This is a genomic window from Streptomyces sp. NBC_00005 (assembly GCF_045160215.1).
Classification (GTDB): domain Bacteria; phylum Actinomycetota; class Actinomycetes; order Streptomycetales; family Streptomycetaceae; genus Streptomyces.
Genome location: NZ_CP108316.1, coordinates 777051 through 801960, shown reverse-complemented (window position 1 = coordinate 801960; position 24910 = coordinate 777051). Strand labels below are relative to the sequence as shown.

25 protein-coding genes and 1 pseudogene are annotated in these 24910 nt (G+C 68.9%); 14 read left to right on the top strand and 12 right to left on the bottom strand.

All coding sequences use genetic code 11. From position 1 onward, the window contains the following. Positions 1-28: 28 nt before the first annotated feature. From OG303_RS04095 to OG303_RS04080, 4 genes are all read left to right on the top strand, one after another. On the top strand, positions 29-595 hold the full coding sequence (locus OG303_RS04095) for a TetR family transcriptional regulator (RefSeq protein ID WP_405864798.1): 567 nt from the start codon (positions 29-31) through the stop codon (positions 593-595). A 127-nt stretch (positions 596-722) separates the two neighbouring features. After that, positions 723-1151, top strand: coding sequence for an SRPBCC family protein (locus tag OG303_RS04090; RefSeq protein ID WP_405864796.1), 429 nt, complete (start codon positions 723-725; stop codon positions 1149-1151). A 260-nt stretch (positions 1152-1411) separates the two neighbouring features. After that, complete coding sequence (locus OG303_RS04085; protein WP_405864794.1) at positions 1412-2383, top strand: asparaginase; 972 nt, start codon at positions 1412-1414, stop codon at positions 2381-2383. Positions 2384-2550: 167 nt separating this feature from the next. After that, positions 2551-3171, top strand: coding sequence for a hypothetical protein (locus OG303_RS04080; protein WP_405864792.1), 621 nt, complete (start codon positions 2551-2553; stop codon positions 3169-3171). 20 nt (positions 3172-3191) lie between these two features. Here OG303_RS04080 and OG303_RS04075 read toward each other — a convergent pair whose 3' ends face one another. Both OG303_RS04075 and OG303_RS04070 read right to left on the bottom strand, forming a co-directional pair. After that, positions 3192-3338: a hypothetical protein gene (locus OG303_RS04075; RefSeq protein ID WP_405864790.1), complete on the bottom strand. Its 147-nt coding sequence runs from the start codon at positions 3336-3338 to the stop codon at positions 3192-3194. Positions 3339-3386: 48 nt separating this feature from the next. Further along, positions 3387-3803, bottom strand: coding sequence for a hypothetical protein (locus tag OG303_RS04070; RefSeq protein WP_405864788.1), 417 nt, complete (start codon positions 3801-3803; stop codon positions 3387-3389). Positions 3804-4083: 280 nt separating this feature from the next. On the opposite strand from OG303_RS04070, the gene OG303_RS04065 reads away from it, so the two are divergent. Continuing rightward, positions 4084-5856: a beta-ketoacyl-[acyl-carrier-protein] synthase family protein gene (locus OG303_RS04065; protein ID WP_405864786.1), complete on the top strand. Its 1773-nt coding sequence runs from the start codon at positions 4084-4086 to the stop codon at positions 5854-5856. A 346-nt stretch (positions 5857-6202) separates the two neighbouring features. Here the strand turns inward: OG303_RS04065 and OG303_RS04060 are convergent, their stop codons facing one another. Continuing rightward, positions 6203-6958 (bottom strand): SDR family NAD(P)-dependent oxidoreductase, encoded by a 756-nt coding sequence (locus OG303_RS04060; RefSeq protein WP_405864784.1) that lies wholly within the window; start codon positions 6956-6958, stop codon positions 6203-6205. Between the two features lie 129 nt (positions 6959-7087). Here OG303_RS04060 and OG303_RS04055 point away from each other — a divergent pair, with 129 nt between their 5' ends. Beyond that, entirely contained in the window at positions 7088-7522 is a 435-nt protein-coding gene (locus OG303_RS04055; protein ID WP_405864782.1) for an Rrf2 family transcriptional regulator, read from the top strand. A 150-nt stretch (positions 7523-7672) separates the two neighbouring features. Here the strand turns inward: OG303_RS04055 and OG303_RS04050 are convergent, their stop codons facing one another. From OG303_RS04050 to OG303_RS04040, 3 genes are all read right to left on the bottom strand, one after another. Beyond that, positions 7673-8728: a LacI family DNA-binding transcriptional regulator gene (locus OG303_RS04050; protein WP_405864780.1), complete on the bottom strand. Its 1056-nt coding sequence runs from the start codon at positions 8726-8728 to the stop codon at positions 7673-7675. A 140-nt stretch (positions 8729-8868) separates the two neighbouring features. Beyond that, complete coding sequence (locus tag OG303_RS04045) at positions 8869-10251, bottom strand: MFS transporter (protein WP_405864778.1); 1383 nt, start codon at positions 10249-10251, stop codon at positions 8869-8871. Between the two features lie 153 nt (positions 10252-10404). After that, complete coding sequence (locus tag OG303_RS04040) at positions 10405-11325, bottom strand: dihydrodipicolinate synthase family protein (RefSeq protein ID WP_405864776.1); 921 nt, start codon at positions 11323-11325, stop codon at positions 10405-10407. Positions 11326-11539: 214 nt separating this feature from the next. On the opposite strand from OG303_RS04040, the gene OG303_RS04035 reads away from it, so the two are divergent. Then, on the top strand, positions 11540-12508 hold the full coding sequence (locus OG303_RS04035; RefSeq protein ID WP_405864774.1) for a TIGR03086 family metal-binding protein: 969 nt from the start codon (positions 11540-11542) through the stop codon (positions 12506-12508). A gap of 34 nt (positions 12509-12542) precedes the next feature. Here the strand turns inward: OG303_RS04035 and OG303_RS04030 are convergent, their stop codons facing one another. Then, entirely contained in the window at positions 12543-13172 is a 630-nt protein-coding gene (locus OG303_RS04030; RefSeq protein WP_405864772.1) for a TetR/AcrR family transcriptional regulator, read from the bottom strand. Between the two features lie 77 nt (positions 13173-13249). Here OG303_RS04030 and OG303_RS04025 point away from each other — a divergent pair, with 77 nt between their 5' ends. After that, entirely contained in the window at positions 13250-14140 is an 891-nt protein-coding gene (locus OG303_RS04025; protein WP_405864770.1) for a DMT family transporter, read from the top strand. A 282-nt stretch (positions 14141-14422) separates the two neighbouring features. Here the strand turns inward: OG303_RS04025 and OG303_RS04020 are convergent, their stop codons facing one another. Beyond that, positions 14423-15358 carry a squalene/phytoene synthase family protein gene (locus tag OG303_RS04020; RefSeq protein WP_405864768.1) on the bottom strand — a complete coding sequence of 312 codons (936 nt, stop codon included), beginning with the start codon at positions 15356-15358 and terminating at the stop codon, positions 14423-14425. Between the two features lie 244 nt (positions 15359-15602). Here OG303_RS04020 and OG303_RS04015 point away from each other — a divergent pair, with 244 nt between their 5' ends. Then, entirely contained in the window at positions 15603-16409 is an 807-nt protein-coding gene (locus OG303_RS04015) for a hypothetical protein (RefSeq protein WP_405864766.1), read from the top strand. A gap of 48 nt (positions 16410-16457) precedes the next feature. Here OG303_RS04015 and OG303_RS04010 read toward each other — a convergent pair whose 3' ends face one another. Continuing rightward, entirely contained in the window at positions 16458-17411 is a 954-nt protein-coding gene (locus OG303_RS04010) for a LysR family transcriptional regulator (RefSeq protein WP_405864764.1), read from the bottom strand. Positions 17412-17494: 83 nt separating this feature from the next. On the opposite strand from OG303_RS04010, the gene OG303_RS04005 reads away from it, so the two are divergent. From OG303_RS04005 to OG303_RS03995, 3 genes and pseudogenes are all read left to right on the top strand, one after another. Next, positions 17495-18256, top strand: coding sequence for a sulfite exporter TauE/SafE family protein (locus OG303_RS04005; RefSeq protein WP_405864762.1), 762 nt, complete (start codon positions 17495-17497; stop codon positions 18254-18256). A gap of 67 nt (positions 18257-18323) precedes the next feature. After that, positions 18324-18878, top strand: coding sequence for a hypothetical protein (locus OG303_RS04000; RefSeq protein ID WP_405864760.1), 555 nt, complete (start codon positions 18324-18326; stop codon positions 18876-18878). A 58-nt stretch (positions 18879-18936) separates the two neighbouring features. Further along, positions 18937-19368: pseudogene (locus tag OG303_RS03995) on the top strand (GNAT family N-acetyltransferase); the annotation flags it as partial. 109 nt (positions 19369-19477) lie between these two features. Here OG303_RS03995 and OG303_RS03990 read toward each other — a convergent pair. Then, positions 19478-19966, bottom strand: a complete 489-nt coding sequence (locus OG303_RS03990; protein ID WP_405864758.1) for a hypothetical protein — start codon at positions 19964-19966, stop codon at positions 19478-19480. Positions 19967-20830: 864 nt separating this feature from the next. On the opposite strand from OG303_RS03990, the gene OG303_RS03985 reads away from it, so the two are divergent. Together OG303_RS03985 and OG303_RS03980 are read left to right on the top strand one after the other, a co-directional pair. Then, on the top strand, positions 20831-22210 hold the full coding sequence (locus OG303_RS03985; RefSeq protein ID WP_405864756.1) for a diacylglycerol/lipid kinase family protein: 1380 nt from the start codon (positions 20831-20833) through the stop codon (positions 22208-22210). Further along, entirely contained in the window at positions 22203-22820 is a 618-nt protein-coding gene (locus tag OG303_RS03980; RefSeq protein ID WP_405864754.1) for a phosphatase PAP2 family protein, read from the top strand. Before OG303_RS03985 ends, OG303_RS03980 begins: the two co-directional genes overlap by 8 nt. Before the next feature lie 294 nt (positions 22821-23114). On the opposite strand, the gene OG303_RS03975 is transcribed toward OG303_RS03980, so the two are convergent. Then, positions 23115-23702 carry a TetR/AcrR family transcriptional regulator gene (locus OG303_RS03975; protein WP_405864752.1) on the bottom strand — a complete coding sequence of 196 codons (588 nt, stop codon included), beginning with the start codon at positions 23700-23702 and terminating at the stop codon, positions 23115-23117. A gap of 32 nt (positions 23703-23734) precedes the next feature. Beyond that, positions 23735-24904, bottom strand: coding sequence for a pyridoxal phosphate-dependent aminotransferase (locus tag OG303_RS03970; protein WP_405864750.1), 1170 nt, complete (start codon positions 24902-24904; stop codon positions 23735-23737). Positions 24905-24910 lie beyond the last annotated feature (6 nt).

Genomic DNA, 24910 nt, shown 5'->3' with positions numbered 1-24910 from the left:
TCAACTTTGTTGGCCTACATTCGTTGGCATGACAGAAAAGGCACAACGGTCCAGAGGCTCCCAAACGCGCGCGGCAATCCTCGCGGCAGCGCGGGCACGGTTCGCCGCCGACGGTTACGAGAAGGCCACCATCCGGGCGATCGCCGCGGACGCCCACATCGACCCCTCCATGGTCATGCGCTACTACGGCAACAAGGAGCAGCTCTTCGCAGCCGCCGTCGACATCGATCTGGAGCTGCCCGACCTGGCAGCGGTACCGGCCGACGAACTCCCCCAAGTCGTGGTGCGGCACTTCCTGCAGCGCTGGGAGGGGGATGCCGCCGACGACGCGCTCCTGCTCCTGCTGCGCTCGGCCGTCACCAACCAGAAGGCCGCCGAGCACATGCGCAGCATCTTCATGAAGCAGGTCAGTCCCGCCTTCGGAGCAGCGCTCGACGACCGCGAGGCGGCAGAGCGCGCGGCACTCGTGTCCTGTCAACTCCTGGGGCTTGCCCTGGGCCGCTATCTGCTGGCGATCCCCGCAGTGACGTCGCAGCCGGTAGACACGTTGGTCGACCGCTACGCCCCCGCGATCCTGGCGGTACTGGAGAGGTAGCGAGTGGAGTCCAGGGCGGGCCATCCCGCGAAGGACGGCCCCTTGTCATACACGTGCGCCACAGGTTGGATGGATGCGATCGCGGGGGTGTATCGAGCAAGGACCCACATCACTCTGAGAGGCAGTCGTGCCGGACTTCGAGTTCTCCACCCACATTGACGCTCCGATCGAACGCGCGTGGAGCGTTGTCTCCGACATCGGCGGCTGGCCGGAGTTGACGCCGTCCATCGACTCCGTCGAGTCGTTGGACACCGATTCGGTACTGGTGGGAAACCGGTTCTCCATCAAGCAGCCGAAGCTTCGCCAAGCGGTGTGGACGGTGACCGAGATCCGCGAGGGGCACTCCTTCACCTGGGAATCGAAGAGCGGCGGCATCACCACCCGCGGTGTCCACGCGTTGACCGAGGAGAACGGCGGCGTGAAGCTCACGTTGTCCGTCCACCAGAGTGGAGTGCTGGCGGGGATCGTCGGCGTCCTTGCCGGTTCGACCACCCGACGCTATCTCTCGCTCGAGGGCAACGGCATCAAGAAGCACAGTGAACAGGCAGCGTCCTGAGCGGTAGCAACATGTGAAACAGCGCGACGGCCTGCCTGAACCGGTCGATGCCGCCAGGGCTTTCGGCACCGTGATTCGGCGGCTTTTGGCACAGTGATTCGGTGCCCCGATGGACCAAACACCTGGACACCCGGACTCCTGGCCTGACCCCATGGCTATGACGACATGGCTATGACGACCAACTCGGTTCTGACCTCACTCCTGCAGGACCTGGTGGCAGGCAAAGGTTGAGCGGAACGTATGAGACACATGGAGTGCGAATGGCGAGCACCGTCACCGTGTTCACACTCGGCGGAACGATCTCGGCCGCACAGGGAGGCCCAGGCCGTCTGTCCGGTGCCCAGGTCCTGGCCGGCCTGGCACCCACCGACGACATCGCGGTACGCCTGCAGGACTTCCGGCGGCTGCCCAGCTCGGCGCTGACCGTCGACGACCTGGCAGAGCTCGCCGGTCTGATCGATGAGGCGGGGGCCGCGGGCTCGGGTGCCATCGTCGTACAGGGCACTGACACCATCGAGGAATCCGCCTTCCTCCTCGACCTGTTGTGTGCGCACCAAGAGCCCGTTGTGGTCACCGGAGCCATGCGACGCCCCGACTCACCGGGGGCGGACGGTGCCGCGAACCTGACGGCGGCCATCGCCGTGGCCGGCGATCCGCGGTGCCGTGGCCTCGGCGCCGTCGTTGTGATGGCGGACGAGATCCACGCCGCGCGGCACGTCCGCAAGGCACATACGACGTCGATCGCGACCTTCGCCTCGCCCGGTGCGGGTCCACTCGGATCGGTGGTCGAGGGCCGACCCCGGATCCTGCTCCGGCCCCCGACACCCACCGTCGAGCGTCCGCTGAGCCTGCGCCGCCCGGTTCGCATCGCCCTGGTCACGCTGTCGCTGGGGGATCAGGGGGAGCTCCTGGACGCGGTGGACGACCGCTTCGACGGTCTCGTCGTGGCGGCCTTCGGCGCCGGGCATGCCCCGGCCTGGCTGGTCCAGCCACTGGAGCGCCTCACCACCCGTATGCCGGTGGTCCTCGCCTCACGCACCGGTGCGGGACCGATCCTCAGCAGTACGTACCAAGGCCCCGGATCCGAGTTCGACCTCCTTGGCCGCGGCCTGATCCCCGCCGGTCCCCTCGACGCACCGAAGGCAAGGTTGCTCCTTCACGCCCTGCTCGCCGACGGTGCGGACCGCACACGAATCGGGCTCACATTCGCCGGTCTGACAGGTGAACGATGAGGTAGCTGCCGACGAAGGGCGGGGAGTGACTCGACGGTCATACACTTGTAATGTCTGGCGGCGGCGGTCATCTCACCACCTGGCAGGCTTGTCCACAGGGGTCTCCGGGATACAGCCGACATGGGTAGCATCCGCCACAAGGACATCGTTCAGAGAGCAGGTCTCACATGTCAGGCGACGCCGGCCCGAACCACGCCGACCTCAAGTCCCAGTATGCCGAGCGGCTCGACGCCGACTTGGAGGGGAACGCGAAGGAACAGGACCGGATCAGTTCGGAGATCGCGACACTGCAGGAGCGGTTGAGCGTGCTCGAGGGTGATCGCGCGTTGCTCCTGAGCATGCGTCAGGCGATCAGCGATGGCCGCCCCGCCGACCGGCGGCGTGGCAATGAGGGTGACAAGGCAAAGAGGAAGGGGGGCTCCAGAGCCGGGGCGGGTTCGCCACGTCGAGACACGGCCAAGGCTGCTCGCAAGGGCAACGACGCGAAGCCTGCGGCCTCCTCCGAGCGGGACAAGAACACGTCGCCCGTGCTGCGTGTGCTCGCAGTCGAGGAGTTGGCCAAGCACAGTCAGCCGCGCTCGGCCGCCGAAGTCACCAGCGCTCTCGCACAGGCATACCCGGAGCGGAGGTTCATTGACCAGGTCGTACGCAACACCCTTGAGAACCTGGTCGCTCGTGGTGAGGTTCAGCGGATCAAGCAGCAGCGATCCGTCTTCTACACCATGCTCGACTCCGCCGCCGCCAAGGGGCAGGCGGCACGGTCCGGCAGGACCGCGGCTGCCGTTTGACAGCCGCGGTCGGTGACGAATCAGTCTGCCGAGAGCAGGAGCACCACGATCGGGAAGAGCACCATCGCGTAGACGGCGCGTTCCCCGCCGACACGGCCGAGCAGGGTGAGATGGGCGCCGGGATTCTGGCATCCCGACCGACCTGACCGGCCCGCCTCACGGAACATATACCGGGTGTGATGCAACGTTTTTGACCCCGCGAGCCAGCCAACATCTCACTCACTCGTGCATTCACTGCCACAGGTATGCCGAATCTGTACGTCCTGATCGTCTGCCGTAACGAAATCTGCCCGCGCCACAGAGCCGGCCGGACGGGCGGCCACGACCGTCGCTGCGCTGATGACCAATGCTGCGAAGAGGAACGACCAGGTTGTGCCGTCGTGGTCGACGATGACACCTGTGACGGCGCCGCCCGCAGAGTTGGTCGCGACAGGAACGGTCACCAGCCATGTGCCGGCCTCGTTCCGCATACCTGCGGGCACGATACGGCCGGCCATGGCGGTGTAGACGGTCAACGCCGGTGCGATGGTGGTGCCGCCGATGGCCAGCGCGACGCCGAGCGCAAGGGGATTCGGCATGATCGCCAGCGCGGCGGTGCTCAGTGAGACGGCTCCGAGCAACAGCGCCCTCAACTCACCGACTGCATCTGGTGTTTCGGCCGCTGTCGTAAGGTTCCTTGCGACGCCACGCCGTACCGGGGGAGGGTCGGGCATGGAGCACCGGCAGGGTCCGGGCCCGGCTGCGCCGGCGAGCTGTGTCAGACTGTGCATAGTCGTCAACGTATGTTGGCCAACAGTTGATGGTTAATTATGAGCCGGTGTGCCGGACAGTCCGACACCGGCCCGGAACGCGCCACCTCGCCGGACGACCCATTCGGCACCTCAGCCCGAGCCCAGAAAGCCAGTTGCCTTCATGCGCCATTCCTCGGACCTTCCCGCGCCCCGCGACGTGGTCACCGCCGCCGAACTCCTCCCCGGTGACCTCCTCGCCCTGTCGGACAGCGATGTCGGCGAAGACAGGTGGTACGTGGTCACCCACGTGCTGCCGGAGTCACCGGACACGATCCGCGTCGCCCTGCGGCCGCCGCTCGGCGGAAGGGATCACGAGGAACTGCTCGAACCGACGCGCCGTGTCACCGTCTCCGCTCGGCGGACGGACATCGACAAGGCCGCCCGCGTCGACTCCGCCGATCTCGGCGCCGCGCGCTTCCGCGACGGCGATCGCGTCAGCATTCTGCGGACCGTGGATCCGCGGGCCGTCGAGGAGTCGTACACACGTCGGTGGGGCTTCTGGCACCGGGACGCGGACCGCTCCGCCGTCAAGCCGCTCGCCGACGATGAGTTGCGCGAGCGGGCGGCGCGCGATCCGCGCGACCACGTCGTACGGCTCCTGCCACGACCGGTCCGCCCGGCCGACGGCATCGGACCGCGACGGGTCGTGGTGACCGGACTGGGAGCGATCACCCCGCTGGGAGTCGGAACGAGCACGCTGTGGGAGGGACTCCTCGACGGACGGTGCGGAATCAGGGAGTTGCAGGGCGAGGAGTTCGCCGGCCTGCCCATACGGATCGCCGGAACCGTTCCCGTGGATCCGGTGGACTTCCTGCCGAGGCCGGCCGCCCGACGGATGAACCGGGCTGCCCAGTTCGCCGTGCTGGCGGCGCGGGAGGCATGGGCCGACGCCGGCTTCGCCGAGGGCGGCACCCGGGAGAGCGGGCTCGACCCGGAGCGGGCCGGGGTGAGCATCGGCGCCATCCTCGGTGACGCCTCCGTCCTCGTCGGCGGAGACCGGAACCTGCGGGACAAGGGGCCACGAGCTGTCTCGCCGCTCACCACACCCATGACCGTGCCTTCGCAGGCCGCGTCCCAGATCTCCCTCGCGCTGCACCTGACCGGGGAGGCGCGCACCGTGACCAGTGCCTGCGCCTCGGGAACGGAGGCGATCGGCCAGGCGATCGACCGCATACGGTACGGCCGGATAGACGTCGCCCTGGCCGGTGGCGCCGAGGCCGTCGTCACGCCGGCGATCATGGCGTCCTTCGCGGCCATGCGTGCGCTGTCCACCCACGGACTGGACACGGGCTCACCGTCGCGGCCGTTCGCCAAGGACCGGAACGGGTTTGTCAACGGCGAGGGGGCCGGGCTGCTGGTGCTCGAGGCCGAGGAGCACGCACGGGCCCGAGGGGCCCGGATCTACTGCGAGGCCGCCGGCTGGGGGCTCTCCGCCGACGCCCACCACATGGCCGCGCCCGACCCGTCGGGCAGCGGGGTCGCGCTCGCGATGCGGCGCGCACTGGCGGACGCGGGCGGTCACGCCGCGGACGTCGTGCACGTCAACGCGCATGCCACCGCTACCGTCGACGGCGACCTCGCCGAGGCCGGCGCCCTGGGGGCAGTTCTCGGCGGCCCTGACGGACTCCGGTCCGTGCCGGTCACCGCGCTCAAGGGCAGCCTCGGGCATCTGCAGGGCGCCGCGGGCGGAGTGGAGGCCGTCGTCACCGTCCTGACCCTGCACCACGCGCTGATTCCTCCCACCCTCGGGTGCGAGACGCAGGACGAGGCCATCGACGTGGACCTGGTCACCGGACAGCCACGCCCACTGCCGACGACGGGAGATCTCGCGCTCAGCAATTCGTTCGGCTTCGGCGGTCACAACGCCGTGCTGGCACTGCGCCGCACGACCTGATACTGCAACGGTCTTTTGCGTGACGGTGGGGTAGCTGGGGCCTTGTGCTGGTTATGGGGTGGGAGACGGTGCGGGCGGATGCCTGGGAGCACCTGGGCGCCCCGGAGGCGGTCCGGATCGTTGACGACACTGGCTTCCTGAAGAAGGGCGTGCGGTCGACCGGGGTTCGGGCGCGCGGCGGCCGCCAATGCTCGCGCTGAGCCCTGCCGTGGGGGCGGTCGGCTTCGTCGTGCCGCGCGAGCGGCTCACCGCACGCCGGGTGTGCGCCATGGTGTTGGTGGTGCTCGTCAGCGGTGCGCGCACCCGAAGGCGCGATGTCCTTCGGGGCGCGCGGCAGGGTTCCGGTTCAGGCGTTGTAGCCGCCGTGGGCGTCCAGGACCGCGCCCGTGACGTACGACGCGGCGGGGCTCGCCAGGAAGGCGATCGCCGCGGCGACTTCGTCGGGGTGCCCCACGCGCTGCAGGGACAGCGAGCTGACCAGGGCCTTGAGGGTCTCGGGGTCCGGCCCTTCCATGCCGCCCTCCATCAGTCCGGCCTCCACGACGTTGGCCGTGATGTCCCGGGGCCCGAGGTCGCGTGCGACGCCCATGGTGTACCTCTCGATCCCTGACTTGGTCGCCGAGTAGTCGGCAAGGCCCGGGACACCGACCCGGGAGCCCAGTCCGGAACTCACCGTGATGATGCGGCCGCCCGCGCGCAGCACTCGGGAGGCGGCCCGGATGACCGCGATCACGCCGAGGTAGTTGGTGGCGTGCATCCGGTCCAGTGCGGCGGTGTCGGCGTCCGGGTCGTCCACCGTGCGGCCCTGCTCCACCGAGATCGCCGCGTTGTTGACGAGGATGTCCAGGCCGCCGAAGTGCGCGACCACGTCGTCGATCAGCGCCGGCGCCCGGCTCGTGTCTGCCTGGTCGGACTGGAAGGCGACGGCCTTGGCTCCCTTGCCGTGCACCTCGTCGACGACGGCCTGCGCCTGCTTCTCGGAGCTGACGTAGGTGAACGCGACGTCGGCGCCCTGCTCGGCCAGCAGTCGTACGGTCGCGGCTCCCAGTCCGCGCGACCCTCCGGTGACCAGGGCGACCTTGCCCGTCAGCGGCTTGCTCATTCTTCTCACCTCGTTGATTGGCCCTTCCCGATAGTCGAAACAGTAGTTGTTACGACTGCTCCATTGCAACCTTTGCTGTTACGACTGCGCGGTCGTAACATGAAGCGTTGCGGCCGAGATGAGGGGTTCATGAGCGCCAACAGCAGATTGACCATCGCCGCCCACGCGCTGGCCTGGATCGGTCTCTACCAGCGCCAGGGCCACGAGGTCGCCACCTCCGAGCAGATCGCGACCAGCGCGAACACCAATCCCGTGGTGATCAGGCGGCTGCTCGGCGAGCTGCGCAGGGCGGGGCTCGTGGAGTCCCGGCGGGGCGTGGGCGCGGGCTGGTCGCTGGCGCGTGAGCTGAAGTCGATGACCCTGCTCGACGTGTACGAGGCAGTGGAACCCGGCCCTCTGTTCGCGATGCACCGCACCACCCCGGACCAGGGATGCGTGGTGGGTTACGGCATCCAGCCGGCGATGCAGGGCATCTACGGGGGCATTGAGGAGACCCTGAGACAGGAGCTGGCCCGCGTCACGCTCGAGGACGTACTCCGGGACGTCCTGGCGGCACCTCGCTAGCCTCCCCGTTGCGCCCTGACATCACCAAGGTCCCCAGCCGTGCCCAGGCCAACGGACAGTCTGGCAACCAGTCGCTCGTGCTCGTGCGCACGCCGCCTGTGCCGCCCGGACCCTCTGCTTCATCCGAGCCCGCCTGGTGACCGCGTGAGGTCAGGTCGCACGAACCGTGGTGCGCCGGGGAATGAGTGTGGGGGCGAAGGTCCGGGTGCTCGCGGGGACGCCGGCGATGAGGTCGATGAGTTGGTCGACGGCTGTTGCGGCGATGGCGTCGAAGGGGACGCGGACGGTGGTCAGGGGCACGGCCAGCCGGCTGGCGAGAGGGATGTCGTTGTAGCCGACGATGGAGAGGTCCTCGGGTACGCGCAGGCCGGCGCGCTGGACGGCGGCGAGGAAACCGATGGCGGTGTTGTCGTTGACGGCGAAGACGGCCGTGGGGCGCGAGGCGAGGCCCAGTAGGTGCTGGCCGGCGTCTTCGCCGCTTTCCATGCTGAAGCTGGAGGGGATGATGAGTGTCTCGTCGACGGGAAGGCCGGCCTCTCGTAGCGCCTCCTCGTATCCGGCGCGTCGGCCGAGGGCGCTGGAGGCGTAGGAGGGGCCGGCGATCAGGGCGATGCGCCGGTGGCCGAGGTCGATGAGGTGCCGGGTGGCGAGGTAGCCCCCGAGGCGGTCGTCACCCACTGCGGCGGAGCTGTCCCCGTACGTCCGCAGGGCCAGGACGTGCGGGATGCCCTTGTCCACGAGGTCCTGGGAGAAGCCGCCGTCGGTGCGGGCGGTGGTGAGTACGAGGCCGTCGACACGGCGTTGGAGCAGGACGTCGCCGTTCTCGCGTTCGCGGTCGGGGTCGTCGTGGGTGGTGGCGACGAGTGTGTGGTAGCCGCGCTTGAGGCTGGCGGAGGCGATCTCTTCGTAGAGCATGGCCATCACGGTGTCGGTGAGGCGGGGCACCAGCACGCCGAGGGTGTTGGTCTGCCTGCGGCGGAGGTTGGCGGCGACAGGGTTGGGCGCGTAGCCGATCTCGGTGGCGATGTCGCGGATCCGTGCGGCAGAGGGGCTGCGGTAGAAGCGGTGCTCGCGGTTGAGGGCGCGTGAGACGGTGGACGGGCTGACCTCGGCGGCGCGGGCCACGTCGGCGATGGTGGGCGGCTTGCTCCCGGCCGTCGGAGCCGGGGAATCCTGGTGTGAGCCCTCGAGTTCCGAACCGCTCATGCTCTCCGCGTCCCCTCTCCTGGACCCCTTCGACGCGAGCAGCCTACCCTTTGTGCAACACGATGAGGAATCGATTGCACACGGCTGTCCCGTCCGCACAAGCCGTCGCCTGCGCGGACGGGACCCGCGGCGCCGGACGCTCAGGGCGAGAGTTCCTCCAGGACTCTGCCCTTGGTCTCGATCGCGAAGACCATCGTGACCAGGCCACCGACGAGCGCCACGGCGGCGAAGGCCGTGAAGACGTAGCGGGTGCCGAGGTCGGCGACGATCCAGCCGACCATGAGGGGGCCGATCGACGAGCCTGCCCTGAGCCAGGCGCTGCCGAAGCCGGTGCCGATCGCACGCAGCCGGGTCGGGTAGAGCTCGGCGGAGTAGAGGTAGAGCGAGAAGGAGATGGTCTGCAGGATCGCGTAGGCGATGGGGGCGAGGACGACGACCTGGGTGGCCGTGGTGGCGCCCAGTGCGGTGAGGACGAGCAGTGGCACGGTCGCCGCCAGGAAGGCGGCGGTGTACCAGCGTTTGCGGCCGACCTTGTCGATCAGCAGGGCGCAGACGACGGAGGCGATGACGCCGACGCCCGAGGTGATCCATCCGTAGGCGAGGCTGGTCTCCAGCGGGAGCTTGAAGACCTGCTTGTAGAGGGTGGGCAGCCAGGTGACCAGACCGTTGTTGATCATGTAGACGCAGGCCCACAGGACCCAGATCATGAGGGTCCGTTTCCGGTAGATGCCCCTGAACAGTTCCCGCCAGTCGGACCGGGCGGTGGCCTTGGGGTCAAGGGGACGGACGACGGGCTCGGGCAGAGCGAGGCCCTGCCTGACGGCGTCGTCCTCCAGCTTCCTGACCACGGCGTCGGCCTCCTCGACGCGCCCCTTGGAGGCGAGCCAGCGCGGTGACTCCGGCATCAGCCAGCGCAGGGGGATGGCGAGCACCGACGGGATCACGCCGACGATGAACATGGCCTTCCAGCCGTACGTCGGCACCAGGAAGTATCCGGCGATGCCGGCGAACATCAGACCGACCGGGAAGATGACCTCGTACAGGAGGAAGAAGCGGCCTCGTTTGCGGGCGCCGATGAACTCGTTGATATAGGCGCTGGCCACCGGCACCTCACCGCCGGTTCCGACTCCCTGGACGAAGCGGAACACGATCATGGACGCGGCGCTCCAGGCGAACAGGCACGCGATGTCCATCGAGACGAAGAGCACGATGGTGATGAGCAGCGTGTGGAGGCGACCGATCCTCTCCGCCAGCCATCCGAAGACGAGCGCTCCGACCATTTGCCCGAGGTAGCCGGCCGAGAGGATCAGACCGACCTGGGATGCGCTCAGGTGCCATTCGTCGACCAGTTTCGGCATCGCGAAGGCGATCGCCAGGACCGTGTAGGCGTCGAAGAAGGTGGCGCTGCCGACGATGACGCGGATGAGCATCAGGCGGCGCGTGACGGGAAGGCGTTCGAGACGGGCGACGAGTGCGGCGTTCGTGGCCCTTGCTGCTCCTCCGTCGGCGACAAAGGTTGTCATGTGGTTCCTCGCCGTTGAGGTGGGGTGCCGGCCGGCGGTGAGCGGTGCGGGCCGGCGGACGGGGCGCAGGATCGGCAGCTCGTGCCGCCGATCCTGCCAGGGCCCGGCAAGGGGGAGTTCCGGGCCGATGGGGTGGGGTGCGGCGGGTGTCGGTCAGATGAGCTTGGCGTGCTTGAGCGCGAGCTCGATCTCGGCGGCCGCGCCGTCGGCCAGCGGCTGCAGCGGCGGACGGACGGTTGCATCCTTGAGGATGCCGCGGGCCACCAGGCCGATCTTGAGCGCGACAGTGCCCTCCATGTGCGAGCCGCGGTGATAGACCGCCTTGGTCACGGGCAGCAGGCGGTCGTGGATCTCGCGCGCCTTCGCGTAGTCCTTCGCCTTGCCGGCCGCGATGAACTCGACCAGCGGTTCCGGGGCGAGGCCGCCGTAGCCGACCAGGGCGCCGTCGACGTCGAACATGGTGTGCAGGAGGTACTCGTCGTGGCAGGTGAGGATCTGCAGATCGGGGAAGTTCTCTCGCAGCACCGGGATCTCGGTGTCCCAGCGGCGCATGTTGCGCACACCGTTCTTGGTCGCGACGGTGCCGGGCTGGGCGGCGATCTCCAGCTGGGTCTCCAGGTCGTACGTCGCCTTGGTGACGTCCGGGTACTGGAACAGGATGTTCTGCAGGCCGGACTCCTCGTGGATGGCCCGGTAGCGCTCCTGCGGGGCGCCCTTCTGGAACCCGAAACGCAGCCAGCCGTGCGAGGGGTAGACCAGCGCTCCGACGGCACCGGCGTCCGCCGCCCGGCGGGCCTCCAGGGCCGCGACCCTGGTGCCCTCACCGGTGATGCCCGCGATGATCGGCACCCGGCCGCCGACCGCCTCGACGAGCGTGCGAATGAGCGCCACCTGCTCCTCGGCGGTCAGGTACGTTCCCTCGCCGGCATGGCCGAGACAGACCAGCCCCTTGACCCCCTTGACGGAAACCAGCCACCGCGCCAGATCGGCGTTGGCGGCAAGGTCCACCTCGCCGTCCGCGGTGAACGCGGTGACGGGGGCCGGGACGAGGCCGCGCAGGTCCATGGGATCCATGACACACACTCCTTGTGGAATCGATGACGGAATCGATTGCACAACCTTGCCGTGCGTACCGTCAAGAGGGACGTGGGAAGAAAAATGCGGCCTGACGCACCGTTCGCGTCACCTCGGTGGCGTGGCACCGGCCTGTCGGGCTGATCCGACAGGCCGGTCTCGGATCGAACCCGCCGTCGATGAACCGGTGCAGTGCCTTGCGCACGATGGTCACGTGCTTCTCGACCAGCGACGCGATCTCGGGAGCGATCCGGCCCTGCCCCGACAGGCGCACACATTCCAGCCGCATGCGCTCGTCGGGTACGAGATCCCACGCTCTCAACCGACGCCGCAGTTAGGCGACTTGCGTCAGCGACAGCTCGACACGCAACGGCCTCATCACCATGACAGCCCCACCTGCCATGGCCTCTACCCAAGCCACACGACACATCGCCAAGACCGCTTGGTCGCGCTGCAGCCATCCGCTTCCTGCCGGCGCTTCTGCCGGGACAGCCGCCGAACCGCGATGTCCGATCTCCGCCAGCACCCGCACCGCCGGCGGAACATCATGCGGCACATGACGGAATACCTGCATGAGATCGTCAGCCGGTTCCTACTGGCCAGCACCGGCTTCGAACACAGACTGCGACTGGTTCTCCCCGAGCAGTGGGAAGCGCCGACTCCCTGTCCCGAGTGGAACGTTCGGCAGTTGGTGAACCACATGGCTCGGGGGAACCTGAACTACGTGGGCCTGGTGCGGGGCGGTACAGGCGCGGAGTTCCTGGAGCAACGGGATGCGGATGCGCTCGGGGTGGATCCGGTCGGATCCTACGTACGCTCGGTGCAGAAGTGCGCCGAGGCCTTCGCCGAGCCCCTTGCCCTGGCGTGTGTTCTGGACTACCCCCTGGGCAAGGTCCCCGGAGAGCAGTCCCTGGCCGTGCGGACGACGGACACCCTCATACACACATGGGATCTCGCCCGTGCGATCGGTGCCGATGAGCAACTCGACACATCGTTGGTTGCCTGGGCCGACGCCCATCTGGAAGACATCTACGCCGGCCTCGCGGAGACACTCACCGCGGCCGACACGACCCATCGCTTCTTCGCACCGCCGCCCGACGCCCCCACCGCCGAAGTATCAGTCCAGGACCGGCTGTTGAACCGCATGGGCCGCTCGCCGAGGGGCCGATCGTCCGGCGCGTGACCCCGGTGCGGCAGCCACGCGACGGTCGCGCCGCTCAGCTCCGGGCCTCGCCACTCATGACCGCGACAAGAAGCGCCTGCGCCTGGTCGCGGGCATGGCCGATGGAGTCCGGGAAGATGTTCAGGCCATGCGCGACCAGGGCCCCTTCATGGAGCAGCATGAGCGTCCGGGCCAGTTGGGCGGATCCGGCCGATCCCGCCGGTACGGCGTCCGAGCCGAGGTCCGTGACGAGGTCCGTGAACAGACCGAGCATCCACTCCTTCTGTCCGGCGATGATCGGATACGCGGGGTGGGACGGATCGCTGATCTCGGCGTGCGCGTTGACCATGCTGCACCCTCTTGAGCTGTGCTCCTGCGCCCAAGAACGGGAAGCGTCGAAAACGCACAGGATGCGCGCCTGCGGTGCGGGTCCCGCGGCGTCGAGCCGCCGGGTCAGGAAGTCTCTCCAGCGCTCATCGCGGTCGGCGAGGTACTCCACGACGATCTGCGCCTTGGATCCGAACCGGTCATAGAGGGTCTTCTTCGTCACCCCGGCCTCGGCCGCGATCAGGTCCACCCCGACGGCGTGGATGCCGCGGTCATAGAACAGCCGCGCGGCGGTGTCCAGAACACGACGTGCGGCGGGCGTCATCGTGATCCGTCGCGGCTTCTCCGAAGTACCCATACCGCACGAGTATACAGATCGGTATAGTGGGGAGCTGAGTAAACAGATCTGTCTACTCGGTGAAGGTTGGCGTTGGCGTGAATTTCCTTCTCTCGGTCGCCTTCGTGCTCTGCTGGAGCTCCGGATTCATCGGGGCCAAGCTCGGCGCCGGCAGTGCACCCGCGAGCACGATCCTGATGTGGCGGTTCCTGCCACTGGCCGTCATCCTGCTCGCTGTCTCCGCAGCGGGAGGCGCCGCGTTCTGGCGCGTCCTCACCTTGCGGGACATGGCCCGGCAGGGGCTGATCGGCCTGCTCTCGCAGAGCGGCTATCTGCTCACCGTCTACTACGCGATCCAACTCGGTGTCTCCAGCGGCACCACAGCCCTGATCGACGGCGTCCAGCCCCTGGTCGCCGGAGCCCTCGCCGGACCCCTGTTGCGTCAGTACGTCGCGCCCAGGCAGTGGCTCGGCCTGTGCCTGGGCGCCACTGGCGTCACCGTGGTCACCACCGCCGATGCAGCGGCGAACACCGCCGACGCATGGTGGGCCTACCTCATACCGTTTCTCGGCATGCTGTCGCTGGTGGCGGCCACGTTCCTCGAGGACAGGTCTCGTACCCGGGTCGCGGCATCGGCGTCGATGACCGTCCACTGCATCACCAGCGCCGTACTCTTCACGGCCCTCGCCGCAGGCACCGGAACCGTGACGCCCCCTCCTGACATGACCTTCTGGGCCGCCATCACTTGGCTCATAGCCCTGTCGACCTTCGGTGGGTACGGGCTGTACTGGCTCATCCTGAAGCGCTCGGGGGTCACCAAGGTCAATACGCTCATGTTCCTGATGGCTCCCGTCACGGCAGCCTGGGGCGCCCTCATGTTCGGCGAACCGCTTGGTCTTCAGGCCCTTCTCGGCCTGGCCGTCACCTTCGGAGCGGTCGTCGTCGTCCACCGCGGCAATACGTCCCCGGCCGAGCAGCAGGTGCCGTAGTCGAAGCAAGGGTGTGGACGTCGTGCCAGAACGGGCGTCCAAAATGGGGAAAGGTTCCGCAATTGCCTTGATCGAATCCCCCCGTCAGGGGCTCTTGTGCACAGGCCACGTGAGTGGGCTCCCGCGGCCTGTCGCCACGGCCAAGGCGAAGACATCGTGCCCGCGCCACAAAGCGCAATGCCCTACCTGTCACCGTGCGGAGCCACCCGGAGTGCCCGGTGAGGTGGCCGGCTGTCGCACAGCTACAAGCAACCGGACCCGTGCCGCGCCGAGTCGTCGGGCTCACCCGGAACGGCGCCGCTGTCTGCGGGCGTTGCGATACTGGCGCAGCAGAAGCCGCAGGGTCGCCGATACTTCGGGCCTTGCGCCGCGTTCCAAGAGCGAGCCGCCCTTGCGCTCCACATCCTGCAGACGGAGGAGCTGGACGGCGATCAGGGTGTCGAGGAACGGCCGATATCCAGGTTCGACGAGATTCGGCAGGGCCCGGCAGGAATCGAGTGCGGTACCGGCCAGGCGCGCTTGAGCTGCGACCAGGCGCTCGACGGCGGGCAGGTGCTCACCCGAACTGCGCTCCAGGTCCTCGGTCTTGAGGTCGAATCGGGCCAGGTCGTCACGCGGGATGCCGATACGTCCGTGAGCGGTGTCCTCGGCAAGATCCGCAAGGAAGTCGATGCGCTGCATGGACTCGATCAACGTCCGGCAACCAGCGAGGAACGTCAACGCGCCCGCCTCTGACGGCGGTTGGAGCAGTGAGGCCGTGAGCATGAGAGCGGGCAACGAGTAACTGTCCACGTACGCCTGGAAGTCACTCTCGGTGTCGAAGCCCGTCCAGGCGACCTCCGTCGACGCTCCATCGAGGAAGGCGCGCACACGTGCGGCCATGTGCGGATGCCGCCGGGTGGTGTCCGCAAGGGCCCTCAGCATGGGTAGTTCAGCGTTGCCAAGACTCTCCAGCGCGGCGGTGACCTGCTGGTCCCAGGAACGGAGAGCCTCCTGCCGAGCGCTCATCTCCCCGGTGTCGATGCGGTTGTCCGTCTCGTGCATGAAGGCAACGGCAACGACGATAGACGGATGCAGCTCCACGGGGAGCAGCAGCCAGACCGCCAGATACTCCGCCGGGGCGAACCGCCGAGCGATCGTGCGTTGCATGCCGTAGTCCCTGCGAAGACCGGGATCACTGATGCCGCACTGATCCAGGGCGACCGACCACCTGCTCACATGACTCCTTGCTCCGTCGCCCGTCCGATGATCAGGCAGACAGAGAGCGTAACTTCACCCAGCGCGCTCAACCCAGTGGGTTCAACCCAGCACGTTCAACAACCTTTCGATCGCCGTCGCGATCGCGGGCGCCGCGCTGGCAGGATGCTGCGGCCCGCTCCTGACCGGTGGCCTGAGCAGTCGCCTCGGCGGGATCGCCGGCCGCGACGAGCCTGCCCAGCGGCGAGCCCAGGGCTGGGACGCCATGACGTACGGAATCGGCGGCACCGTCGGGCCCGCGGCTGTCGCAGGCCTGTCCGCGGCGTACGCCCCGTTGACCGCACTGCTCGTACTGTGCGCGGCGGCTGTGTGCGGCGCGGGGCTGACCCGGGCGCTGCCGGCGGACCAGTCCCAGGCGCACGGCGCGGATCGTACGCCCAGCATGCGGGCCGGTATCGCCCTCCTCGTGTCACGGGCGCCGCTGCGCAGAGTCACCGTACTGACGATGCTCAGTGCACTGGAACTCGGTGCGCTTCCCGTCGTGGCAGCCGCGTTCGGCCCGCGGCTGACGCACCAGGCCGCCGCAGGAGCCACGTTGATCGCGACGTACGGCGTGGGCAACCTGGCCGGGTCGCTGCTCGTCACGGCGTTCCCCTTGCGTGGAGAGCCCGAGACCCTGGCGATACGGCTGTTCACGGCGTTGGCCGTCGTGACCTTCACGGCGGCGCTGTCACCCGGCTACGTCTTCGCACTGGTGGCCTTCGCCGTCGTCGGCGTCGCCAACTCGGCCTCCTTCACGGCCACCTTGGCCGCTCGGTCCGCCTACGCACCGCCCGGTGCCCGCGCACAGATCTTCGTGACGAGCGCGGGGTTGAAGATCGCCCTGTCCTCCGTGGGAGCCGCCGTTGCGGGGACAGCCGCGGGTCTCGGAGGACGAACCCTCCTCGCTCTTGCGGCATCGACCACCTTCACCGCGGTACTGGCTGCCGGAACCGACCGCGTGCTGAGCGCACGACGCGCGAAGCGACGTCAGAGGATGCCTGAGCCCGCGGCCACCGACGTCCTTCATTGAAGCGCGGATCCGCCGCAGGCCCGGATGTCCGGCGTCGCCACCACTCGTTCACGCGTCGCCGACGACAAACCCTTGGCCGGGAGGCTGCTCATGTACGGCGGGGGAGGACAGGTCGGACTGTGCCGCGCGGCGCAGGTGTTCGGCGAGGGCCTCGGTGGCCGGTGAGGAGACGTGATCCTTTACGCCCCAGGCCAGCAGATGACGGCGGCGGGCCCAGGAGTCCTGCAGTTCGCAGACGTCGAGCTGATGGTGGCCGTCGACGGCGCGACGTGGGACGACGGCGAGGCCGACTCCGGCGGCAGCGAGAGCGACGACGAGGTTGAGGCCGGCGACGGTGGTGCGGTAACGGACCGCCGGAGCATGGGGCCCGAGGTGCTTCTCGATCCAGCGGCGCAGTGCGGAGTCTGCGTCGAGCCCGACCATCGGGTGCTCGGCGGCTTCGCTGTAGGGAAGCGCGGTGCGGCCGTTGAGAATCCCGCCGGCCTGGCCGATCACGACGAGGGAGTCGTCGCCCAGGGGTTCCAACTCCAGGTCACAGTCACGGGCGTCGTCATCGACGACAACGCCCAGGTCCGCCTTGCCGGAGGCGAGCAGTCGCACGGTGTCCAGGGTGCGGCTCTCGGAGACCGTGACGTCCACCTCCGGGTTCTCGCGCAGGAACGAGACCAGCGCTTGCGGCACGAGCCGGTGCATCGCGGAGCTACCGCCGAGCAGCACCAGCGGAGCGGTGGGGGACGGGGAGTAGCTCGCGACGGCGCTCTCGAGCCGGGCCGTCTGGACAAGCACCTCGCGTGCATGCCGGGCCAGTGTCGTCCCCGCCGGAGTGGGCCGTACCCCGCGTCGGCCGCGGACCAGCAGAGCCACGCCCGCGTGGTGTTCCAGGGCGCGCACCCTGGCACTGGCCGAAGGCAGGCTCAGGTGCATCCGGCGCGCGCCACCGGTGATCGACCCCTCAGCCACGATGCCGAGGAAGAGCCGCAGGTCGTCCAAGTCGTACCGCACTCTCCCGAGGGTAAGGAACAGACTTAGGCTGAGTACACGGATTGCGCATTGTGAGCCCGTCCGCCACGGGGGATGCTCGCCCGGTGTCCTCGTTGTTGCTCGTCCTTGTGGCCGGTGTTGCCGCCGGAGCGCTGAATGCCGTCGGCGGGGGTGGCACGTTCGTGGCTCTCCCCGCTCTCGTCGCGGTCGGCCTGTCCCCGGTGACGGCGAACGTGTCGTCGACCATCGCGCTCGTACCCGGGGCCGTGGCCAGCGCATGGGTCTACCGGCGCGACCTGACCCCCGTGGGAACAACGCCCACTTGGGCGTTGACGGCGATCAGTGTCGTCGGGGGCGGTATCGGCGCCGCAGCTCTGCTGACGCTGCCCGCGTCGTCGTTCGACGTGGCCGTGCCGTGGCTGCTCGCCTTCGCGACCGTGATCCTCGCTCTGGGGCGTCACGTCTCCCGCGCAGTGAGCACCGCGCTGGGCCGCCCGCTCGGCATGAGCTCGACGGCCGTCCTGCTCGGTCAGTTCGTACTGGCCGCGTACGGCGGATACTTCGGCGGAGCCGTAGGCATCATGATGCTTGCTTTGTGGAACATCGGCCTCGGTCTCGACACCGCCGCCAGCAACCCGATGCGGGTCACCCAGCTCGCGGCCATCTATCTCAGTGCAACCGCGCTGTTCCTCGTCGCCTCCGACGCACTGAGCGCCGCGCACTTCCTCGCCGCCATGCTGACCGGTGCGGTGGCCGGCGGATTCACCGGCGCGCACGTCGCCCGCCGCCTGCCTGCGTGGCTGCTACGGAGCATCATCCTGACCACCGCCGTATCCATGACTGTCCTGTATTTCCTAGGCAGTTGACCACCTGGAAAGCCGTGGCGAGCCGCGCTGATCACCCCACCCATCGCCGGAACCGAGGCTGACTGACATGAGCGAAGGTGACATCGAAGCCACCACGTCCTACGCCGACACATTGCGGGCCCGGCTGGTGATGGCCTACGAGGCATGCGAACTGTCCGATCTGGCGCGAGCCGCCGTCCCGATCGGTGAGCACGAACTGAGCACCGATGGCACCACCCGCTCTCCCGGCGGCGTGCTCGCCGACGCCGTCCAAGTACTCATGGCTGCTCACCACTTCCTCGAAGCAGCTGTCGTATTCGAGCGCATGGGCGGCGCAGACTGGGACCTCGTCGGCGATGTGCTCGGGACGTCGGCGCACTCTGCTCGAAAACGCTTCGCGATGGCCGAGACACGGTTCCGGAGGGAATTGCGCTCCCCTGAAGTCATCGACAGCACCGGCATCCTGGGCGATCCGACCTGGTGGCGGTCCCACATGATCAGGGAACCACTGGAAGCAGCCCTCGACCTCGACGACTGGGTTCTGCGCCACGAGGGCGGGGGCGGAGACGGTGACCTCGGCGTCGCGCCTGTGTCCGGTCGCCTGGGTGCGGTACCGAGCCGCTCGCGTCACTCCCGCCGATAGAGCCGTATTTGCACTAGTGCGGACCGAAGTTGCTCCTAGCCCAATGCCTGACTATGAGTACGTTTCGTTCGCGGTCATCCACCGTGCCGACGGGCGGGCCATCGGCTGGACGACGTACATGGACATCGACGTGGCCAACGAGCGGCTGGAGATCGGCTGGACCTGGTACGGACGCATGTACTGGCCTACGGCGGTCAACACCGAGTCGGAGCTTCTCCTGCTCACGCACGCCTTCGAAGATCTGGGCATGGGACGCGTCCAGTTGAAGACCGACCACCTCAACCATCGTTCACAGGACGCCATCGCGCGCCTCGGGGCGCAACGCGAAGGGGTGCTGCGCCGTCACCGGCGCCGTCACGACGGCACTTGGCGGGACACCGTGTACTTCTCGCTGCTCGCCGAGGAGTGGTCCGCGGCAAAGGCACGCCTGAGCGCTCGACTGACAGACCCGGGCTCCTTCGCGCCAGGCCCGAAGCCCTCGACGACGTAGCTGTCGGGCTCGCCTTCTCGATCCCGGCAACGTTTCGGGCACGTGGCCAGGCGAGCAACTCGACACCGTCCAGCGGTGGTTGGTAGGAAGCCGCAGGACTTCGGGCGGGTCACGGAGCAGGAACCTGGTCGCCTTGTCTCGCAGGGGTGCGTGAACGTCGGGTGGCGACGACGGTACCGATGCAGATGAGCACTCCGATGGTCCCTGCCACGGTGACGAGAACGTACGTCGGCATCATGTCGTCGCCTGCCGGATAGTGCTGGCCGCAGAGCCGGTTGACGGACGGAACCGAGGCAGCCACCTCGAGGCAGAGTGAGACACCTGGCTTGGGCACTGCTTTGGGCGGCAGTTCATATGCTTCTCGGCTCGTCGAGTAATGACGGGAGCCCACCGAGTAGGTGATGTCCAGCCGTATGTTCCCTCTGGGCTCCGGCACCCTTCGCTCGATGACACCGGCAACGCGCTGGGGCGCGGCGTCGATCCGTTCCCCGTCCCGCCATTGCCGGCCCGCGCTGACGCCTGTAATCGTGGCGATGACGAAGCACAGCACCCCGATCACCGTGCAGGTGATCCACATACGTTTCTCGACCCGGGCCATGAGCGGACCTATCCCCGCCGGAACATCGGAATCCCACGGGGACCTACTTCTTGGACGGGTCGCTACCAACACATCTGGTCTGTCGATCGCTTATGGTCTGCGTCACCGCCAACGTCTGTTGACGTGATGTGTCCTCGCAGTACACCTGATCGGCACGTCACGTCCCGCACGAAGCCTCATTCGGCTGACCCCGTGGCGTCGACAGCGACCGGCCGGGCCCGCGGTAGCCCGGACCACCCTCGCAGGCGAGGAGGCAACGCTCCGACAGTCCGCAAGCGCACCTCGTCGGTGCCCGGCTCGGCGACCGGTGTGGACGTCGTCCGGCTGGGGTGGCGGACCGGCACCGCAGCCTGCTGCTGCGTCGCCATCGGGAGAACCTCCGACGCGGGATTGCGCCGCGGGGCGTCGAGGACGGGGCCGTAGACGTCCTCCGGCCGACTGCGGGGCACGGTGAGCCAGGAAGGAGCGGCGCTCGGGGCGTCGAGTTCCCCCGCTCAACCAGACCCAGGTCCCAAGGCTCCGTCGGCCAAAGACCGAGTAGCGCACGCTCGACGGGAGGGCTGGGGCAACCGCATCGTGGGAGCCTGGGGAGAGGGCGACAAGGCAGCACTCGACGAGGCGTGGGTCGACGATGCTGTCGTGGACCTGGGCGGCAGGTGGGGCGAGTACCGCATACGTGTCCCTCATCGGGTTCGCCGCTCGACCCACGTGGGGCCGGGCCGACGGCCTCGGTCGGTCGGAGGGGCGAGGTCACACACTCGACCTCGCTCCCAAGAGCGCCGAAAAGCACTTCAAGTGCTCCAGCAATGCGGATCATGCAATGCGAAGATGACTGTCCGATCAAGCTGTGACCGGGAAGCGACCATGAACGCGACGGGAACGACGAGTGCGGCGGAGCCGGACGGCTCCGGCCGAGGCGTGAGGTCGCCGCGAGCGCTGGCCCGGCTCGCCCTGCTGTGCGTTGCCGGAGCCGTCGCGGCCGTGGTGGCGGGAGCCGGCCAGTGGTTGATTCTCTTGTTGGGCCTGGCCGGACTGGCCCTGGCCGGTGCGGGCATCTGGTGGGCGCTGGCGCACCGTGGGGTGGCCCGTCTCCTCGGCGCCCTGCTGGCGATTGCCGCGCCCATCGGTGTCCTGGTGCTGTACGCGGCTTCGGGCCTGTGGGTGGTGGCGGTGGCGGCCCTTGCGTCGTGGACGGTGGCACTGGCCTGCGCCAGGAGCGCGCTGCGCGGACTGCGCAGGCCGCACGGCATGCACTCGCACTCGGCCCGGCGGCCCCGACGCGCCGTGCTGATCATGAATCCGCGATCAGGGGGCGGGAAGGTCGGACAGTTCGGGCTGGTGGAGCGGGCCGAGGAGTTGGGCGCTCGGGTGATCCTGCTCGATCTGGACACCGATCCCGACCCGGTTGCGCTGGCCCGTCAGGCCGTGGCCGAGGGCGCTGACCTGCTCGGCGTGGCCGGTGGCGACGGCACGCAGGCCCTGGTGGCGGGAGTGGCCGCTGAGCACGGACTGCCCTTCATCGTCGTCACCGCCGGAACCCGCAACCACTTCGCCATGGACCTCGGCCTGGACCGTGACGATCCGGCGAGCAGTCTGGACGCCCTCTCGGACGGAGTGGAACTCCGCGTCGACCTGGGGGACATGGGCGGCCGGCCGTTCGTCAACACGGCTTCGTTCGGGGCGTACGCGGAGATCGTGCAGAACCCCGACTACCGGGACGCCAAGGCGGCCACGGCACTTGATCATCTGCCGGACCTGCTGGCGGGCGCCGCGGGCGCCACCCTGAACGCCCGGGCCGACGAGGAACGTCTGGCGGCTCCGCAGGCACTGCTGGTGAGCAACAACCCCTACGCACGGGCCGACCCGCTGGGCGGCGGGCGCAGACCGCGGGTCGACACGGGCACGCTCGGCGTGATCGCGATCCGGGTCGACAGCGCGGCCCAGGCTGCCGAACTGGCGCTGCGTGGGGAACGGGCCGGCGGCATCACCTCCCTGACGTGCCGCCGTGTAGTGGTCGAGTCCGACGAAGAGCTCATCCCGGTGGCCGTGGACGGTGAGGCGCTCACCCTGCCCGCACCCGTGGTCTGCACTGTGCGGCCGGGCGCACTGCGGGTGCGGGTACCCAGACATCGTCCCGGCGCCCCGTACGTGGCACCGTCCGTCGACTGGCGGCGCGTCGTCCGGCTCGCGTTCGCCCGAACCCCCCTCCCACGCGAGAAGAACCAGGAGCAGAGCGATGACTGACCGCCCGCCGCGGGACCAGCGGGTACCGCGAGGACTGTTGCGCGATCTCGCCACCCTCGACCAGGCGCTCTACGAGGCCGTGACGGTCACCAGCACACCCACGCTGGATTCCGCACTGCGGCGGCTTTCGGCGGCGGCGGACCACTCGAAGATCTCGTTCGCGGTCGCCGGAGCCCTGGCAGTGTGCCCCGGCCGTTCGCGGCGCGCCGCCGCTCTCGGCGTCGCGGCGATCGGCGTCGCCTCGGCGACGGCCAATCTGCTCGGCAAGCGGCTCGTCCGACGGCCACGCCCTCGCCGCGCCGAGGACTCGCCTTTCCCGGGCCGGCACGTCCCCATGCCCGAATCGGCCTCGTTCCCCTCGGGTCACACGGCCTCGGCGGTCGCCTTCGCCGCGGCCGTGGGCCCTGCGTTCCCGGCCGCCACGGTGCCGCTGGGCCTGCTGGCCTGTGCCGTGGGCTACTCACGGATCCACACCGGGGTGCACTACCCGGGCGACGTCATCGCCGGCGCCGTACTCGGAACCGGTGCCGCAGCCGCGGTTCTCGCGGCAGCCGGCTGGGACGGCTTGAGGGACACAGCATTTCGCCCCTCCGGGCTGTCGGCTCGTTGACGATCCTGCAGCCCTGACTCACGCACATGGCTGCTGCCTCGGTGATAGCGGCTGCGGCGCGGGCCGCGGAGAGGGGAAGTCCTCGCCTGCCCTGCACTCGCCCGCCCTGCACTCGCCCGCCCCGCACTCGTCCGCCAACGACCTGGTACCCGAACCATCGGCACACGCAGCGGCCGGGCCATGAGCACCGCTACCCGGTTGGGGCAAGGTGGACTCGTGCTCGGCCGCACGGCGTGTACGAGAGGCCCGGCATCCCTCGGGAGCCTTCGGCGCGCCCGCGGTCGCGGCGCCCGCTCACTCCGGCCGTTGCCGCTGCGCCGTCGACCAGCCGATCAGGGCGCCGCGCAGTGCGGCGACCAGGCCGGCGGCGGCTTCGTCCTCGGTGCGTCCGCTCTTGATGAGGTCGAGGATGTCGCGTGGGTCGAACAGCACGTTCCACAGGTACAGGGCTTCGTCGCCGAGATCTCCGAGGCCGAGGTCCTCGGTGCTCTGCCGGAGCGGTTCGGCGAGTGCCTCGGCCTGCGGTGCGAGGTAACCGGTCCCCTCTCGAAGCCGTTCGAGGTAGCCGCGGTGCGAACGCATCTGCGCCATCGCACCGCCGTGTTCGAGCACCAGCGACACCCAGTACCGCGAGACCGCCTCGAGTCGCGCCATGCCCCGTGTGCTCTGGCGCGCGCTGAAGTCCCGTAGCTCGGAACCGACTTGGGCCCGGAAGGCGTGCAGGATCTCCTCGACGGAGGAGAAGTGCCGGTAGGCCGTGGCGGTCGACACCTCGGCATGCTTGGCGATCTCCGCCAGGCTCACCGGTGTGGGCGAGTTCTCGAACAGCAACGCGGCAGCCTTGATGAGGTGCCTGCGGTTGCGCTCGGTGTCACTGCGCATGGGTCGACCCCCGGGTGCATGCGAGACGGCTTTCACTGCAGTACCGAGAGGCCGTGGGCCAGCCGACGCACGCCCTCGGTGATGGATTCCGCGCTGGCAGCGTACGACAGTCGCAGGTGACCCTCGCCCTGGGCCCCGAACTCGCTTCCGGGGCGGACGGCGACACCGTGGGTGCGCAGTGCCGCGACGACCTCCACGGAGGGCAAGTCGATGTCGTAGCGGGGGAATTGGTAGAAGGCTCCCTCCGGCGCGCTGAGCGTGAGGCCGGGGATCGCGGACAGCTCCTTCCGCATGATCTCGCCGCGCTCCTGGTAGGCGGCACGCATCCGGGCGACGTCGTCGGCGCAGCTCTGCACGGCGACGAGGGCGGCGTCCTGGATGAAGGTGTTCACGGAGCCGTTGAACGTGTTGTGGATGCGCGCCGAGGCCCGGATGAGTGCCGCAGGACCCCAGAGGTAGCCGACGCGCCAGCCGGTCATCGCGTAACTCTTGGAGAAGGTCTGGCAGTAGACCGTACGCTCGCGCAGGCCGTCGATGGAGATCGCCGAGGTGAACGGGCGGCCGGTGTAGTCGAGGTCGGAGTACGCCTCGTCGGAGATGACGATCGTGTCGGTGCCCTCCAACAGGTCGGCGAGCGCGTCGAGTTCCTCGCGGCTGTGCACGATGCCGGTCGGGTTCACCGGGTTGCAGCAGACGAAGAGCCTGGCGTCCTTGAGTGCGTCGGCGAGCAGGTCGAGGTCCCAGTGCAGGTCCGGCGCGAGCGGGACGGGCACGACGATTCCGCCGGCCATGCTGACCAGGTCGGCGTAGAGGGAGTAGGTGGGGTCGGGGACGACCACCTTGTCGCCGGGGTTGACTATGCCGAGGATCGAGGCGGCGAGGCCCGCCGTCCCGCCCTGGGTGATCAGGATGTCCCCGGCGCCGACCGGCACTCCGGCGATGCCCGCGAGCTTCTCGGCGAGCGCCTCGCGCAGTGCCGGTTCACCGAGCAGGGGGGAGTAGTGGGTGCGTCCGGCGCTCAGTGAGGCGTGGGCCGCCTCGGTCACCAGGGCGGGGGTGTCGAAGTCGGGTTCGCCCATGGCGAGTGAGACGAGGTCGCCCCGGGACTGCGGCTGCTGCGTCCGGCGCGAGGCGGCCGCGATCCGGGCGGCGGCGTCGGCGGTGGCGAACCGGGGCGGCTGCGTGGTGATGGTGGGCGGCATGCGCTC

Coding starts and splice junctions, on each gene's coding strand:
- OG303_RS04095 (WP_405864798.1), top strand. CDS start 29: ATGACAGAAAAGGCACAACGGTCCAGAGGCTCCCAAACGCGCGCGGCA.
- OG303_RS03985 (WP_405864756.1), top strand. CDS start 20,831: ATGAACGCGACGGGAACGACGAGTGCGGCGGAGCCGGACGGCTCCGGC.
- OG303_RS04045 (WP_405864778.1), bottom strand. CDS start 10,251: ATGACAACCTTTGTCGCCGACGGAGGAGCAGCAAGGGCCACGAACGCC.
- OG303_RS03975 (WP_405864752.1), bottom strand. CDS start 23,702: ATGCGCAGTGACACCGAGCGCAACCGCAGGCACCTCATCAAGGCTGCC.
- OG303_RS04055 (WP_405864782.1), top strand. CDS start 7,088: ATGAGCGCCAACAGCAGATTGACCATCGCCGCCCACGCGCTGGCCTGG.
- OG303_RS04080 (WP_405864792.1), top strand. CDS start 2,551: ATGTCAGGCGACGCCGGCCCGAACCACGCCGACCTCAAGTCCCAGTAT.
- OG303_RS04015 (WP_405864766.1), top strand. CDS start 15,603: ATGACGTACGGAATCGGCGGCACCGTCGGGCCCGCGGCTGTCGCAGGC.
- OG303_RS04030 (WP_405864772.1), bottom strand. CDS start 13,172: ATGGGTACTTCGGAGAAGCCGCGACGGATCACGATGACGCCCGCCGCA.
- OG303_RS03980 (WP_405864754.1), top strand. CDS start 22,203: ATGACTGACCGCCCGCCGCGGGACCAGCGGGTACCGCGAGGACTGTTG.
- OG303_RS03970 (WP_405864750.1), bottom strand. CDS start 24,904: ATGCCGCCCACCATCACCACGCAGCCGCCCCGGTTCGCCACCGCCGAC.
- OG303_RS04050 (WP_405864780.1), bottom strand. CDS start 8,728: ATGAGCGGTTCGGAACTCGAGGGCTCACACCAGGATTCCCCGGCTCCG.
- OG303_RS04000 (WP_405864760.1), top strand. CDS start 18,324: ATGAGCGAAGGTGACATCGAAGCCACCACGTCCTACGCCGACACATTG.
- OG303_RS04040 (WP_405864776.1), bottom strand. CDS start 11,325: ATGGATCCCATGGACCTGCGCGGCCTCGTCCCGGCCCCCGTCACCGCG.
- OG303_RS04060 (WP_405864784.1), bottom strand. CDS start 6,958: ATGAGCAAGCCGCTGACGGGCAAGGTCGCCCTGGTCACCGGAGGGTCG.
- OG303_RS04085 (WP_405864794.1), top strand. CDS start 1,412: ATGGCGAGCACCGTCACCGTGTTCACACTCGGCGGAACGATCTCGGCC.
- OG303_RS04065 (WP_405864786.1), top strand. CDS start 4,084: ATGCGCCATTCCTCGGACCTTCCCGCGCCCCGCGACGTGGTCACCGCC.
- OG303_RS03990 (WP_405864758.1), bottom strand. CDS start 19,966: ATGGCCCGGGTCGAGAAACGTATGTGGATCACCTGCACGGTGATCGGG.
- OG303_RS04075 (WP_405864790.1), bottom strand. CDS start 3,338: ATGTTCCGTGAGGCGGGCCGGTCAGGTCGGTCGGGATGCCAGAATCCC.